General features: G+C 63.1%; 1 protein-coding gene. It reads right to left on the bottom strand.

Annotated features, from left to right (window positions below; genetic code table 11):
* Nucleotides 1–80: 80 nt before the first annotated feature.
* Nucleotides 81–875 (bottom strand): hypothetical protein (locus tag A5622_RS00725; RefSeq protein WP_232002791.1); only part of this gene is annotated, 795 nt, incomplete at its 5' end.

The following is an 875-nucleotide window of genomic DNA, read 5'->3' as shown; positions in this document are numbered from 1 at the left end:
TGCGGCCAGCAGCCCGGTAGCTTTGAACCAATCGAGGTTGATCATGTTTGACCCCTTAACGCCTAGTAGTTGATATTGTGTCACGAAAGAAGGTTGCGCACCCAATCCAGTCCGCCCGAAATGTCATACGGGCTGTAATGCGGGTTCGGCTGATCAGCCAGGAACACGATGCCGCTGACGATCGCCTGAAACACGCTGATACCGAACGTGATCAACGCCGGGATGTTCGACGAGATGACGTTGGGTAGCTGGTGCACCAGCTCCGTGATCACCCCGTACGGGTTGGACAGGAAATCCCCTCGAGCTACCGCCTGGTAGATGGATGCCTTCAACTGGCTCGCTTGGTCGTCGCCGTTCTCAGCGAAGATGTCTCCCTCGCGGTAATCATCCATGAAGTTCGGCGGCAACGCCGGGCACCCGGGGGCGCCGTAACGCTTGTACGGGTCCAGTCCATGGGTGCCGGTCTTCTTGATCTGCCCGATGGCCCACGGCGCGATCGAATCCGTGCCGCGGCAAGGGTTGCCGTAAGCCAGGGTGCCGAGCCGGTCGGCCTCCCGCCACGCCAGCGGCTTCCCCGGCGCCAGGTACGCCTCGTAGAAATCGTATCCGACGATGCCGCCCTGACTGAACACGCCCAGAACCCACGGGGTGCCCGCCGGGAACGGCACACCGTTATCCATCCTGGCTTGCCCGACGAGGCGAGCGAGTTCCTGCACACCAGAGGCGTTGTCGAACGGGATGGCGCCGTTGTTGTACCCGATTGGCTGGTGGTGGCATAGCCCCTCGCGCTCCAACTGGGTGGCGGGAGGCCGACCGGCTCGGCACCCTGGCTTACGGCAACCCTTGCCGCGGCACGGATTCGATCGCGCCGTGGG

The organism is Mycobacterium sp. 1245801.1 (assembly GCF_001673055.1).
Classification (GTDB): domain Bacteria; phylum Actinomycetota; class Actinomycetes; order Mycobacteriales; family Mycobacteriaceae; genus Mycobacterium; species Mycobacterium europaeum_A.
Note: the sequence above shows the minus strand (reverse complement) of the source record. Positions and strands in the feature narration are given on the sequence as shown.